The organism is Nonomuraea sp. NPDC001636 (assembly GCF_040298265.1).
Taxonomy (GTDB): Bacteria; Actinomycetota; Actinomycetes; order Streptosporangiales; family Streptosporangiaceae; genus Nonomuraea.
In genome coordinates this window covers 216,210-229,346 of sequence record NZ_JBEOZT010000013.1, presented here as the reverse complement: position 1 = coordinate 229,346, position 13,137 = coordinate 216,210, and the positions used below count along the sequence as shown (strand labels likewise).

At 75.4% G+C, this 13,137-nt stretch carries 10 protein-coding genes; 4 read left to right on the top strand and 6 right to left on the bottom strand.

The genetic code is table 11. From position 1 onward, the window contains the following. Positions 1-65: 65 nt before the first annotated feature. The 6 genes from ABT158_RS24890 to ABT158_RS24865 form a co-directional block, all read right to left on the bottom strand. Entirely contained in the window at positions 66-959 is an 894-nt protein-coding gene (locus tag ABT158_RS24890; RefSeq protein ID WP_352357152.1) for an aminoglycoside phosphotransferase family protein, read from the bottom strand. A gap of 82 nt (positions 960-1,041) precedes the next feature. Then, complete coding sequence (locus ABT158_RS24885) at positions 1,042-1,305, bottom strand: DUF1876 domain-containing protein (protein ID WP_352357150.1); 264 nt, start codon at positions 1,303-1,305, stop codon at positions 1,042-1,044. Positions 1,306-1,364: 59 nt separating this feature from the next. Further along, a complete protein-coding gene (locus ABT158_RS24880) occupies positions 1,365-1,964 on the bottom strand; it encodes an Rv1733c family protein (protein ID WP_352357148.1) in 600 nt (199 codons plus the stop codon). Between the two features lie 78 nt (positions 1,965-2,042). Beyond that, a complete protein-coding gene (locus ABT158_RS24875) occupies positions 2,043-2,969 on the bottom strand; it encodes a hypothetical protein (protein WP_352357146.1) in 927 nt (308 codons plus the stop codon). 233 nt (positions 2,970-3,202) lie between these two features. Then, a complete protein-coding gene (locus ABT158_RS24870) occupies positions 3,203-6,439 on the bottom strand; it encodes an NACHT domain-containing protein (RefSeq protein ID WP_352357144.1) in 3,237 nt (1,078 codons plus the stop codon). Positions 6,440-6,466: 27 nt separating this feature from the next. Continuing rightward, positions 6,467-7,018: a cupin domain-containing protein gene (locus ABT158_RS24865; protein WP_352357142.1), complete on the bottom strand. Its 552-nt coding sequence runs from the start codon at positions 7,016-7,018 to the stop codon at positions 6,467-6,469. Positions 7,019-7,118: 100 nt separating this feature from the next. Here ABT158_RS24865 and ABT158_RS24860 point away from each other — a divergent pair, with 100 nt between their 5' ends. The 4 genes from ABT158_RS24860 to ABT158_RS24845 are packed head-to-tail and all read left to right on the top strand — an operon-like array spanning position 7,119 to position 13,133. Continuing rightward, positions 7,119-8,459: an SWIM zinc finger family protein gene (locus tag ABT158_RS24860; protein WP_352357140.1), complete on the top strand. Its 1,341-nt coding sequence runs from the start codon at positions 7,119-7,121 to the stop codon at positions 8,457-8,459. After that, complete coding sequence (locus ABT158_RS24855) at positions 8,456-9,793, top strand: DUF5691 domain-containing protein (RefSeq protein WP_352357138.1); 1,338 nt, start codon at positions 8,456-8,458, stop codon at positions 9,791-9,793. The genes ABT158_RS24860 and ABT158_RS24855 overlap by 4 nt, the downstream gene beginning before the upstream one ends. Then, complete coding sequence (locus tag ABT158_RS24850; RefSeq protein WP_352357136.1) at positions 9,790-10,854, top strand: ATP-binding protein; 1,065 nt, start codon at positions 9,790-9,792, stop codon at positions 10,852-10,854. Before ABT158_RS24855 ends, ABT158_RS24850 begins: the two co-directional genes overlap by 4 nt. Continuing rightward, a complete protein-coding gene (locus ABT158_RS24845; RefSeq protein ID WP_352357134.1) occupies positions 10,851-13,133 on the top strand; it encodes a DUF5682 family protein in 2,283 nt (760 codons plus the stop codon). The genes ABT158_RS24850 and ABT158_RS24845 overlap by 4 nt, the downstream gene beginning before the upstream one ends. Positions 13,134-13,137 lie beyond the last annotated feature (4 nt).

Sequence of the window (13,137 nt, the reverse complement as noted above, 5' to 3'; positions counted from 1 at the left end):
TCGTAGTTCCTCCGGACAGACAATCATCTCGCCGGAAAAAACCCAAGAATCCCGTCAGCGTGCGGTCAGTTCGCCGGGTCGGCGAGCACCTCGCGGATCACGTGCCGGGCGTTGGCCGCCATGGCCGGGTTGGTGTCCTTGTAGTAGGGGAGCTGGATGAGCGCCATGGACAGGGCCCGGCCGCGGCCGCGCGCCCAGGTGGCGTCGTCGGCGCCGAGCGCGGCCCGGAAGACCTCGCGGGCGGCGGGCGGCAGCAGGTTCCAGGCCGGGATCAGGTCGCAGGCCGGGTCGCCCGCGCCGGCCGTGCCCCAGTCGATGACCCCGCTCAGCCGGCCGTCGCGGACCAGCAGGTTGCCCGGCATCAGGTCGGCGTGCACCCAGACGGGCCCGCCCCGCCATTCGGGCGCGCTCAGCGCGTCCTTCCAGGCGGCCGTGGCGGCGGCGGTGTCGATCATGCCGTCGAGCTCGCCGATCGCGGCCCGGGTGGCCTCGTCGAGGCGGGACAGCGGGCCGCCCCGGTAGGCGCCGGGCGCGCCGGCGGGCTCGACCTCGCGCAGCGCGGCGACGAACGCCGCCAGATCGGCGGCCAGCGCCTCCCCGCCCCCGGGCAGCGCCCCGGCCTCCGGGTTGTCGCCGTCGAGCCACCGGCACACCGACCACGGCCAGGGGAACCCCTCGCCGGGCAGGCCCTCGCCGAGCACCGAGGGGATCGGGACGGGCAGCGCGGGGGCCAGCAGCGGCAGCCACCGCCGCTCCCTGGCGACGTCGCCGACGCCGTTCTCGACGCGCGGCAGGCGGACGGCCAGGTCGTCGCCGAGCCGGAAGACCGCGTTGACGGTGCCGGAGGAGGGGAAACGGCGCAGCGGGAGAGCGGCCCAGCGCGGGAACTGCGCGGCCAGCAGCCGCCGGACGAGGGCCTCGTCGATGTCGGCCTCGTCCGCGTGCATCCTGCCGCCCATGCGCGTCCCCTTCGGTCCGTACGATCCGCGGGGGCCATGTCAGCGGAGCGGGGGCGGGCGCGTCAAGTCGTCATCGCCGTCCTCACCACGACCGGGTCGGCACCGGGCCGCCGTCGCCGAGCTCGTGCCGGGCGTCGCTGGACAGTCGTCCGGCCAGGTCGGCCAGCGCCCGCGCGACGGCCAGCTCGTCCCCGACCTCGGGCATGGACGGGTCGGCGGGGTTGCGGCGGGCGTGGCCCGCGCCCTCGACCCGCGTTCCGTCCGGGATGGTCAGGACCGCCCGCGCCGAGGTGTCGTCGCCCTCCTCGGCGAGACTGATCCGGACCGTCCACTCCTTGGCTTCCATGGCTCGCCTCCTCCCGCGTACGGCTGCCCGGACACACGGCGGTAAACCGGACGGCCCGGCTACGGGCGGCGCGGGCGGCGCCAGCGGTCGTTGGCGCGGATCCAGGCCGCGTCCCAGTCGGCGTACCTGCGCCGGTCCAGCAGCCGGCGCAGCGCCGCGACGGCCCCCAGCACCAGCAGGAAGGCCAGCACCTGGACGAACGCCGCCATGCCCACGCCGCGCAGGACCACGTCGGTGCGGCTCGGCGGCGGCGTCGTGGGGTCGCCCTCGCGGTCGATCCACAAGGGGACGGTGTGGCCCACCCGCGTGCCGGCCGGCACCTGCACCTGCCCGGTCCTGGCCACCCCCGCCGGGGTGGTCCAGCTCGCCGGGACCATGGTGGTCGCCGCCTCGCCGAACGACGGGCGGACGGGCCGCGGCTCCCGCAGCGTCGTCGCGGTCACCTGTTGCCGGAAGCCGGGGCCCACGCGGGCCTCGCGCAGCCCGCCCTCGTAGGTGACCCGGCCGGCCAGCACGGCCGGCCAGACGCTCAGCAGGACGAGGAGCGCCGCCACCGCCAGCAAGGCGCTCTCCAGCCGGTCGGAGCGGCGGCGCAACGGGTTGCGGTCCGGCCGGTGCCTGCGGATCCGCAACATCGCGGCGTTTATGACGGCCCTCATCGCGCACCTCCCACGGTCACCTTTCCTCCTTCCCGCAGAAACGGCCGGTAGCCCGCCCGGGGGCAGCCGCCGTGCAGGTCAGCTCCAGGGCGCCGTCGGGTACCAGATGAGGTCGCGGCGGGCCAGGATCCGGACGTCCCAGTACAGAAGGGTGAAGACCCCGGCCACGACGAGCGCCGCGCCGGTGATGAGGGCCAGGCGGGTCGGGGTGGCGGTCAGCCAGCGGTGCGCGCGGCCCCCGGTGGCCAGGGCGAGCAGCACGAACAGGACCGACATGACGACGAGGTTGCCGGCCGACTGCAGCATGAACGCCAGCGCGCCGTACAGGGGGTTGTGGCTCTCGGCGGCGTCCCTGAAGAGCTGGCGGAACAGCGGGAACGGGCGGCCGATCAGGAAGCCGCCGATCAGCGCGCCCATGACGGCCATGCGGGCCCTCGGGTGGCGGGCCAGCGGGTCGGGCAGGTAGCCGAGCGCGGCCAGGCCCAGGTAGAGGAAGGCCAGCCCGATCAGCCCGAACGTGACCATCGCCTGGACCAGGCCGGGGGACAGGGTGCCCGGCGCGGGCCTGGCCGTGGCGAACTGCGGCATGGCGGTGCCCACGATCCCCACCACGACGCCGTACGCGCCGGACACGGCCAGCGCGCCGGCCGCCAGCCAGCCGAGCGGGCGCAGCGTCCCGCGGATCCGGGCGCCGACCGACGGCCTGGCCCCGACCAGGGGCGCGACCGCGCCGAGCGCGGCGATGTTGCAGGCGGTGAACGAGCCCGCCAGGCCGGAGGCGAAGGCGAACACGATGCCGGAGAGCGTCCCGGTGATGGGGGTGGCGTCGGCGTCGCGGCCGAGCATCGTGTCGGCGACCGTCGAGCCGATCGTCTGGTCCACGAACTCGGCCGACCACACCACGGTCAGCAGGAATCCCGCCAGGGCGCTGAGCAGCAGCACGAGTCCGCGGCGGCGGGCGGGGGCGGAGTCGACGGCGGGGGTCGCGGCGAGGGGCAGGGTCATGGTGGTTCCCCTTCTCGTCCAGCGGGAGGCGGCGCCGCGCACGGGCGGACGCCGGGCGTCCCGGGGGGGTGAACGTGTACACGCCGTGCAAGTTCTGTGACGACGGCCTGGACGTGATCAGGGCAGGGCGCCAGGCCGGACTGGGCCGGTTGGTGGGATCTCCGAACGGGATATTGCCACGTTTAGCACGAAATTCCGGGTAGTTAAAGGCGCCGCCCACCCCTGCCGGGACGTCACACCCTCCTGATCCGCACGCCGTTCCCGTTGACGACCCGCTGCGTGTGCCCGAGCCGGACGGTGAGCCCCGGCATCCCGGCCAGCGGGCTCACGTCGAGGTCGTGCCCCATCTTGAACAACCTCAGGCTGCGCAGCTGGGGGAGAGCGGCGAGGGGCGAGAGGTCGGTCACGCCGGGGCAGATGGCCAGCGTCAGTTGGGTGAGCTGATCCTGCCCGCGCAGCGGGGCGAGATCCGTCAGGGTGTCGCAGTTGCGCAGGTAGAGAGTGGTCAGCGGGAAGCGCTCGAGTACCGCGAGGTCGATGAGATCGATTGCGTCGAGGTACAGGTCGGCGATGGAGGGGCAGCTTCGGGCGGCGGTCTCGAGGCAGGCGGCCGCCCCGGTGATGCCATCGAGCCACAGCGTCTTGAGCAGCCGCATCCCGGCGAACACCGCCCCCGGAACCGGCAGGCGGTCTCCCGTGAGGAACAAGAACTCCAGCTCGCTCTGCCGGGACAGCGGCTCCTGCCAGGAGTCCGGATCGTCGGCGAGTGGTTCCAGGCCGAGTTCGCTCAGGCGAGGCAGACGGTCGAGGATGACCGGATCGAACCGGACTCCCTGGAGCCACAGGTCGTTGAGCCCCGGCAGCCTCTCCATGGCGCCGAGGTCGAGGGCGGGCGCGGTGAGCCAACGCAACTGCAGGGTTTCCAGGTGAGGCAGCCGCTCCACACCGTCCAGAGAGCTGATCGGGGCGTACTGCAGGCTCAACACCCGCACTTGCGGCATGTCGCGGAGGAAGCGCAGGTCGGGGAGAGGGGTGGGCACGGTGACCGTCACGTTGGCCGCCTTCAGGTGGGTGGCGCTGCGGAGATGGCGGGAGCCGAAGAAGGTGACGTCCTCCATGTCGGCCAGGACGCGGCTGGCGTAGACGTCGGCGTCGAAGTACTGCCAGCCCTGGCGAAGCTGGTCCTGCACCCTGTAGCGCTGGTCCGTGGCGTAGCTCGCCAGGCGGTCCAGGGCCTCCGGGCCGTTGATCAGGTAAGTCGTGCGGATCGTCATCGCCGCCCGCCGCTCCGGCAGGGCCGTCAGGTCGCGGGGCAGGCGGCGCAGGATCTCCTCGCCCGCCGCCGCCAGCAGGGTCGCCTCCTCCTCCGTACGCGGCGGGATCACCTCCGCCAGGCACGACTCCACCCGGTCGCGCAGCCCCGCCGGGATCTCCTGGACGGTCTCCAGGCACGCGGCCACCAGCAGCCGCAGCCTGCGGGCGTGCTTGCCGCCCTGGTCGGCCCGGTCCAGCAGGCCGCTCAGCAGCTCACCGCGCAGCCGGCCGTTCGCGTGCCCGGCGGCCATCACCACGACCTCGCGCCACTGGTCCAGGTGGGCCCGCTCGACCGCGGCCTCGACGTCCTCGTCCTCCACGAGCTGCCCGGCGGCCAGGTACTCCTGCACGGTCCGGTGGGCGAAGTCGATCCGGCCGGGCACCGGCTCGCGCAGCACGCCGCTCCTGCGCAGCAGGTGTTCCAGCACGTCGGAGGCGGTGTGCGAGACGCGGGTCATCGAGGCGAGCTTCTGCTCGACCCGGCGCAGCGCGGTCGCCTTCGACAGCTCGGAACGGCCCATCGACACCAGCCGCCAGGCCAGGTCGCGCAGGATCCACACCTTCTGGCCGGGGTCGAGGGACACGTCGTCGTCGATCCGCCGCTCGGCGTCGCGGCGTTCCAGCAGCAGGCTGAGCACGGCGTCGTAGAAGCCCATCCGGCTGCGCGGCAGCTGGGTGCGGCGGTCGAGGTTGAGCGCGCACAACATGGCGGCCAGCAGCGGGGTCGAGGCGACCACGCCGAGGTGCGGATTGGACTCCATGCGGGCCAGCAGGGCGACCTCGTAGCCCTCCAGCTCGCCGGGCTCGCACGGCAGGCTCGGGCAGTCGCGCATCGCGACGTGCCACTGGCGGATCAGCTCCCGCTGGTCGTCGGGCGTCATCGGCTCCAGCGTGCACGCCGCGAACCCCTCGTCGGCCAGCCAGCGGGCGTCGGCGGCCGTCGGACGCGAGGTCACCACGACCCGCAGCCCCGGATAGGCCGCCAGCAGCCGCGACAACCACTCCCGCACGGCCGGCCGGTGCCGGACGAGCAGCTCGTCCACCCCGTCGACCAGCAGCAGGCCGCGGCCGGAGTCCAGCACGCGCTCCACCCAGCCGCGCGGCATGCGCCCGGCGACCTCCCGCGCGACGTCGTCGAGGAAGGCGGCGGGCGCGGGCAGGCGTCCCGACGAATGGCTCCTCAGCTTGATCATCAGCGGCACGCAGCCGTTCCAGGCGGCCAGGTCGCCCGAGAAGCCGCCGCGCGCGGCGGTCACCGCGAGCCAGCGCAGCAACGTGCTCTTGCCCGAACCCGCGTCGCCGCGCAGCAGCGTGAGCCGGGCGCGGCCGAGCGCCGACTCGATGCGCTCGGTGCCGCGCTCGGCGGGATGGCCGCCGGTGAGCGCGGCGATCGACAGCCGCTCCGGCGCGCGCGGCCCGCGCTCGCCGGAGGAGACGTTGAGGCTGATGTAGGCCATGCTCAGCGACGTGCGCGGCCGGTAGGTCTCCACCCGGACGCCGAACAGCTCGACCTCGTCGAGGGTGCGGCTGGCGAAACCGAGGTAGAGGCGTTCGAACGCGGCGTCGTCCTGGGTGCCCTCCGGGGCCTCCAGCGTGCGCTGCGGCAGCCTGGCGAGCAGCCGTTCCACGCCCTCGGCCAGGCCGCTGAGCCTGCCCAGCGTCTCGGTGGCGGCGCGCGGCACGTACTGGGGGAGCTGCCGCATCAGGCCGACCAGGCAGTCGACGGACTCGGCGAGCAGCACGGCGTACAGGCGGTCCTCGGCCTCCCCGAGGCGCGGTTCCGGGAGGGCGGCCAGGACGCGCTCGGCGAGCTTGGCCGGGTCGGCGTCGGAGTCGAACAGCGCCTCGTCCGACAGGTCGGCGGCGCGCAGCGCGGCCACGGTCTCCAGCAGGACGGCGGCCCGCGCGGACTCGTCCAGCCCGCGGAACTCCTGCTCGATGAGGCGCGACAGCCGCCCCTCGACGGCCAGCGCGATGCCCTGGAGCTGGTTGTCGATCTTCCGGGGCGCCAGCCGGTCGCGAAAGCCGCTCTGGACCAGGTCCTTCAGCTCACTCGTCCGGTCTTTGCGCGCGGCCCGGACGGCCAGCCATTCGCGCATGGCGCGCTCCGCGACGCTCTTCCCAGCGGCGGTCAGGGCCGCCTCGATGCCCGGCATGCCTTCTATATAAGACGATCTTTACGATCACGCGGTGAAATCGGCGAAGTCGAACCCCGGCGACACGACGCAGCTCACCAGCACCGCCTCGTCCCCGGCCGGGCGGGCGGACTGCCACACGCCGCCGGGCACGACCGCCTGCGGCACCTGCCCCCGCTCGACCAGCGGGCCCAGGACGACGTCGCGGTCCCCCACGGTCAGGCTCAGCGGGCCGCCCCGGTGCCACAACCACACCTCGTCCGACCTGACGACGTGCGGGACGGACTCCTCGCCCGGCTGGAGCAGGAAGTAGATGCCGGTGGCGCTCGCGCGAGGCCCCGGGTAGCCGTCGGGCCGGACCGTGACGGGCGAGCGCCAGGTCTCGCGGTACCAGCCGCCCTCCGGATGGGGGAGCAGGTCGAGCGCGGCGGCCACGGGCGGGCGCTCGTCGAAGCCGACGGGCGCGCCGGTGACGTCGCGCCGCAGGAAACGGGTGCCGTCGAGGACGGCCTGGCCGTCGAGCGCGGCGGCCAGCGCCATGGCGGCGGCCTCGTCGGCGACCTCGGTGGGCGCGCCGTCGGGATAGATCCTCAGCTCCACATGGCCGATCTTACGAGGGCCCGGGGCGCGCGGGGACCACGTTGGGCGGACGGGCCGCCCGCCGGACGAACTGTCGGTCGGCCTGGCTAGTCTGCGGCAGGTGATCGAACGGTGGAGCCTTGATCAGGTGCTCGCCCTCGCCCCCGACGCGTCGTCCAGGAAGGCGGCTCAGGGGGTGGCCGCGGCGGGCAGGTGGTCCTCGCGCGGCACGACGGGCAGCGTCCTCTACGGCGAGTGCGAGGGCAGCGGGTCCAAGCCCTACCTGGCGTGCGTCGACCTGACCGAGCCCGCCTACCGGTGCAGCTGCCCCAGCCGCAAGTTCCCCTGCAAACACGCGCTGGGCCTGCTGCTGCTGTGGTCGGCCGGCGGCGTGCCCGCCGAGGAGGCCGCGCCGCAGTGGGTCACCGAGTGGCTCGACGGCCGCGCCGAGCGCGCCGCCAGGTCCGCCGCCCGCGCCGAGACCCCGCGCGCCGAGACCCCGCGCGACGAGACCCCGCGCGACGAGGCCGCCGGGACCGGGACCGGGGCCGGGGCCGGCGCCGGGGCGGGGAAGGCGGAGTCGGTGCGGCAGGCGCGGGTGGGGGCCGGGCTGGCGGAGCTGGAGCGCTGGCTGGCCGACCAGATCCGCCAGGGCCTCGCGTCCTCCGCCGAGCACGACTGGGACGGCCTGGCCAAGCGCCTCATCGACGCCCAGGCCCCCGGCGTCGCGGGCCTGGTGTCCCGGCTGACCCAGGTGCGCGCGGAGGACGACTGGCCCGGCCGGCTCCTGGAGGAGTACGCGTTGATCAACCTGCTCGCCGTCGCCCATCGCCGCCGCGCCGAGCTGCCCGCGCCTCTGGCCGAGACCGTCCGCATCCGCACCGGTTTCCCGGTCACCCGGGAGGAGGTGCTGGCCGGGCCGGCGGTGCGCGACCACTGGCACGTGCTCGGCCGCCGCGACGACGAGCACGACCGGCTGACCGCGCGCCGCGTCTGGCTCAAGGGCCGCGCCACCGGCCGGGCGGCGCTGATCCTCTCCTTCGCCCCGCCCGGCCAGTCCCTCGACGCCTCGCTGGTCACGGGCACCACGATCGACGCCGACCTCGCCTTCTACCCCGGCGCCGCGCCCCTCCGCGCCCTCGTCGCCGCCCGCCACGACACCGACCCCCTTCCCGGCGAGGGCGCTCCACCGGCCGGGGTGCCGGCCGGCGAGGCGCTGGAGGAGGTGGCGCGGGTGCTGGCCGACGACCCCTGGACCGAGTCGTGGCCGCTCGTGCTGGCCGGCGTCGTCCCCGGCCGCACGGCGGTCGGCGGGCTGCCGCTGCACCGCCGCGCCCGCGACCCCTGGCGGCTGATCGCCGTCTCCGGCGGCCGTCCCGTCACGCTGGCCGCCGAATGGACCCCGCAGGGCCTGCGCCCGCTCACCACCTACGACGACGACGGAACGGCGGTGCTCCTGTGACCTGGGACGACCTGGCCTCCACGGCCCTGGTGGGCACCGACCGCAGGCCGTACCGGGGAGACCTGCTGGCGGCCGCCGCCGTCGAGACGGCCCGGCGGCGTGCGGGCCGCGGCCCGGTCGAGGCCGCGGCGCCGTCCCCCGCCCCCGACGAGGAGCTGCCCGCCGTGGGCAGGCGCGCGGCCGAGCGGCTGGTCCGGATCATGGGCGGCGACTACGAGCGCCTGCTGCCCGAATGGCTGGCCGCGGCCGCCGCGACCGGCCGCAGGGTGCCCTGCGACGTGCTGCCCGACCTGCTCGAACGAGGCCGGCGCGACCGCTCGATCCGCGCCCATCTGGGCGTCCTGGCCGGGCAGCGCGGCCGCTGGCTGGCCGGACTCAACCCGGCGTGGGGCTACCTGCTGGAGGAGCCCACCGGCGAGACCTGGGAGCTCGGCGGCCCCGCCGACCGCCGCGCCCACCTGCGCGCCCTGCGCGCCGCCGACCCCGCCGCGGCCAGGGAGCTGCTGGAGAGCACCTGGGAGCGGGAGACGCCCGACGACCGGGCCGAGTTCGTCGAGCTGCTGGCCGACGGGCTCGCCATGGGCGACGAGCCGTTCCTGGAGGCCGCGCTCGACGACCGCCGCCGGGAGGTCCGCCAGGCCGCCGCCAACCTGCTGACCCGGCTGCCCGGCTCCCGCCTGTCCAGGCGCATGGCCGAGCGGGCGCGGGCCTGCGTGTCGATCTCCGGCTCGGCCATCGCCGTCGAGGCGCCCCTGGAGTGCGACCGGGCGATGGAGCGCGACGGCGTGCGTCCCAAGCCGCCGCGCGGCATCGGCGAGCGGGCCTGGTGGCTGCAGCAGATCCTGGCCCGCGCCCCGCTGGGCTTCTGGGGCCGGCCGCCGTCCGCGCTGCTGAAGATGCGCGTCCCCGACTGGGACGCCGAGGTGAAGGCCGCCTGGGTCCGGGCCGCGGTGCTGCAGAAGGACCCCGAGTGGGCGCGCGCGATGTTCGGCTGGGACCCGATCGCCGACCTGCTCGAAGCGCTCCCGCCCGCCGAGCAGCAGGAGCTCGCCGCGGGCTTCGTCCAGAAGCACGACCTCGACAGCCAGTTGATCATGGTGCTCGGCGGCGTCTCGTCCCATTGGCGGGAGGGCCTGGCCACGGCCGTCCTGCACAAGATCGTCAAGGTGGCGGCCGTCCAGCCGTGGAACCTCGGCGAGCTGGTCAAGCTGGCGGGCGAGCACATCGACCCCGCGCTGTTCCCGCTGGCCGAGAGCTACTCGCCGGTGGCGCCGATCCAGCAGGTCGCCGCCCTCCTGCGTTTCCGTGCCGACATGTACAAGGAGCTCGCATGACCGTCCTGCGTCCCCACGCCGAAGACCAGTACGCCGAGGAACTGGCCTACCTGGCCAAGGACGACGACCGCCCCCGGCCCCCCGGCTGGAAGTTGTCGCCGTGGGCGGTGACCCGCTACATCCTGGGCGACGACGACCGCGTCACCCCCAAATACGTCGGCGCCCGCCGCATCGTCGAGGTCGCCGTGGCCACGCTCGCGACCGACCGCGCGCTGCTGCTGCTCGGCGTGCCAGGCACGGCCAAGACGTGGTTGTCGGAGCATCTGGCCGCCGCCGTCAGCGGCGACTCGACGCTGCTCGTCCAGGGCACCGCGGGCACCGCCGAGGAGGCCGTCCGGTACGGCTGGAACTACGCCAGGCTGCTGGCCGAGGGCCCCTCGTTCGAGGCGCTGACCCCCTCGCCGGTGATGCGCGCCATGGCCGAGGGGCGCGTCGCCCGCGTCGAGGAGCTGACCCGCATGCCCTCCGACGTCCAGGACGCGCTGATCACCGTCCTGTCGGAGAAGACGCTGCCGATCCCCGAGCTCAACCGCGAGGTCCAGGCCGAGCGCGGCTTCAACGTCATCGCCACCGCCAACGACCGCGACCGGGGCGTCAACGAGCTGTCCAGCGCCCTGCGCCGCCGCTTCAACACCGTCGTGCTGCCCGTGCCCGCCAGCGCCGAGGAGGAGGTGCACATCGTCGCCCGCCGTGTCACCCAGCTCGGCCGCTCGCTGGAGCTGCCGGAGACCTCCACCGGCCTGGCCGAGATCAGGCGCGTGGTGACCGTCTTCCGCGAGCTGCGGGCCGGCGTCACCGAGGACGGCCGCACCAAGGTCAAGTCGCCGAGCGGCACCCTGTCCACGGCCGAGGCGATCTCGGTGCTCACCAGCGGCATCGCGCTGGCCGCCCACTTCGGCGACGGCGTGCTGCGGCCCGCCGACGTCGCGGCCGGGATCGTCGGCGCGGTGGTGCAGGAGCCGGTCTCCGACCGGGTGGTGTGGCGCGAGTACCTGGAGACCGTGGTGCGCGAGCGTCCCGACTGGCGCGACTTCTACCGCGCCTGCCGCGAGGTGTCATGAGCGCCGTCTCCGTGCTGGGCGTGCGCCACCACGGCCCCGGCTCGGCCCGCGCGCTGCGGCGCGAGCTCGAACGCCTGCGCCCCGACGCGGTCCTCGTCGAGGGGCCGCCGGAGGCCGACGCGCTGGTGGCGCTCGCCCCCGACCTGGAGCCGCCGGTCGCGCTGCTCGCGCACGTGCCCGGCGCGCCGGCCAGGGCCGCGTTCTGGCCGTTCGCGCAGTTCTCGCCCGAATGGCAGGCGATCCTGTACGGCGTCGCGGCCGGCGTCCCGGTGCGCTTCTGCGACCTGCCCGCCGCCCACTCCCTGGCCGACGACGAGGAGCACGACGAGACCGGCGACGGGCTGCGGGCCGACCCGATCGGCGCGCTGGCCGCCGCGGCCGGGCACGACGACCCAGAACGCTGGTGGGAGGACGTCGTCGAGCACCGCGGCGACACCCCCTTCGAGGTGATCGCCGAGGCCATGGCCGCCGTACGCGAGGGCCACGTGCCGGCCGGCCGGGAGGCCAGGCGCGAGGCGTACATGCGCAAGGCGCTGCGGGCCGCGATCAAGGAGGGGTTCGGCACGATCGCGGTGGTCTGCGGCGCCTGGCACGTGCCCGCGCTCACCGGGCCGCTGCCCCCGGCCGCCGCCGACAACGCGCTGCTGCGCGGCATGCCGAAGGTGAAGGCCGAGCTGACGTGGGTGCCCTGGACGTACGGGCGGCTGGCCTCCTGGAGCGGCTACGGCGCGGGCATCACCTCGCCGGGCTGGTACCACCACCTGTTCACCGTCCCCGACCGGCCGGTCGAGCGCTGGCTCACCGAGGCCGCCGCCGTGCTGCGCGAGGAGGGGCTGCCGGTCTCCTCCGCGCACGTCATCGAGTCCGTGCGCCTGGCCGGCGCCCTGGCCGGGCTGCGCGGCCGGCCGCTGGCCGGGCTGGGCGAGGTGACCGAGGCGGCCAGGGCGGTGCTGTGCGAGGGCGACGACCTGGCCGTCGAGCTGATCCAGCGGCGGATGGTCGTCGGCGACCGGCTCGGCCACGTCACCGACGGCACCCCGATGGTCCCGCTCCAGCGCGACCTGCGCGAGCAGCGGCGGCGGCTGAAGCTGCGGCCCGAGGCCCTCGACCGGGAGCTCGACCTCGACCTGCGCAAGCCGCTCGACCTGGAGCGCAGCCACCTGCTGCACCGGCTGCGGCTGCTGGAGGTGGGCTGGGGCACCCCGGGGCAGGCGCGCGGCAAGGGCACGTTCCGCGAGTCCTGGACGTTGCAGTGGCGGCCCGAGCACGACCTCGCCCTCATCGAGCACGCCGCACTCGGCACCACCGTCGCCGCCGCGGCCGCCCGGCGCGCCCGCGACCTGGCCGGGGCCGCGTCGGCGGCGCTCGCCGACCTGACCGCGCTGGTGGAGCAGTGCCTGCTGGCCGACCTGCCGCAGGCGCTGCCCGGCGTGCTCGCCGCGCTGTCGGCCAAGGCGGCGCTGGACACCGACGTCACCCAGCTGATGGCGGCGCTGCCCGCGATGGTCCGCGCCCACCGGTACGGCGACGTGCGCGGCACCTCGGCCGAGGGGCTGGCGGTGATCGTGCGCTCGATGCTCGACCGCATCTGCGTCGGGCTGCCGGTCGCGGTCACCGCGCTCGACGACGACGCGGCGGCCGAGCTGCTCAAACACGTCGACGCCGTGCACGCCGCCGTCGCCCTGCTCACCGAACCCCCCACCGACCCACCGCCCCCCGTGGCGGCCGACGCGGCCGGGGCGGACGGCGGCGGTGGCGCGGGGGAGACCGCCGAGGAGGGCGGGGCGGGCGGTTCGCCGCGGGCCCGGTGGCTGAGCACGTTGCGGGGCATCGCCGACCGGCAGGACCTGCACGGGCTCATCGAGGGCCGGCTCACCCGCGTCCTGCTCGACTGCGGCGAGCTCGCCGACGCGGACGACCGCATGTCCAGGGCCATGTCCCGGGGGCAGACCCCGGTCCGGGCGGCGGCCTGGGTCGAGGGGTTCCTGTCCGGCGGCGGCCTGCTCCTGGTGCACGACCCGCGCCTGCTGGGCCTGGTCGACGCCTGGCTGACCGCGCTGCCCGCCGACCAGTTCACCGACGTGCTGCCGCTGCTGCGCCGCACGTTCGGCGGCTTCGCCGTGCCGGAGCGGCGGGCCGTCGGCGAGCGGGTGAGCGCGGCGGGCCGCGCAGGCGGCGCCGGCGGCGCCGGCGGCGGGAACGAGCCGCACATCGACGAGCGGCGCGCGGCGGGAGCCGTGGCGACCGTGCTGGCGATCATCGGGAGAGACCGTGGATGAGCGC

Coding starts and splice junctions, on each gene's coding strand:
- ABT158_RS24890 (WP_352357152.1), bottom strand. CDS start 959: ATGGGCGGCAGGATGCACGCGGACGAGGCCGACATCGACGAGGCCCTC.
- ABT158_RS24885 (WP_352357150.1), bottom strand. CDS start 1,305: ATGGAAGCCAAGGAGTGGACGGTCCGGATCAGTCTCGCCGAGGAGGGC.
- ABT158_RS24880 (WP_352357148.1), bottom strand. CDS start 1,964: ATGAGGGCCGTCATAAACGCCGCGATGTTGCGGATCCGCAGGCACCGG.
- ABT158_RS24875 (WP_352357146.1), bottom strand. CDS start 2,969: ATGACCCTGCCCCTCGCCGCGACCCCCGCCGTCGACTCCGCCCCCGCC.
- ABT158_RS24870 (WP_352357144.1), bottom strand. CDS start 6,439: ATGCCGGGCATCGAGGCGGCCCTGACCGCCGCTGGGAAGAGCGTCGCG.
- ABT158_RS24850 (WP_352357136.1), top strand. CDS start 9,790: ATGACCGTCCTGCGTCCCCACGCCGAAGACCAGTACGCCGAGGAACTG.
- ABT158_RS24845 (WP_352357134.1), top strand. CDS start 10,851: ATGAGCGCCGTCTCCGTGCTGGGCGTGCGCCACCACGGCCCCGGCTCG.